Below are 281 nucleotides of genomic sequence, written 5' to 3' on the forward strand. Positions count from 1 at the left end.
CCAAGAAAAGCAAGTATTGCGGCTCGTACCGTAAACGGACACACGTAGTTGGGTTGAGTATACTAAGGCGCTCGAGTGATTCATGGCTAAGGAACTAGGCAAATTAACTCCGTAACTTCGGGAGAAGGAGTGCTCACAGTGATGTGAGCCGCAGAGAAATGGCCCAGGCGACTGTTTATCAAAAACACATGGCTTTGCTAAATCGAAAGATGATGTATAAGGCCTGACACCTGCCCGGTGCCGGAAGGTTAAGTGGAGATGTTAACTTCGGTGAAGCATTG

1 rRNA gene is annotated in these 281 nt (G+C 48.0%); it reads left to right on the plus strand.

The window, feature by feature from the left end:
- Window positions 1-281, plus strand: a 23S ribosomal RNA gene (locus FNN09_RS20995); the annotation flags it as partial.

The sequence above is a fragment of the Carboxylicivirga sp. M1479 genome, assembly GCF_007097485.1.
GTDB lineage: Bacteria > Bacteroidota > Bacteroidia > Bacteroidales > Marinilabiliaceae > Carboxylicivirga.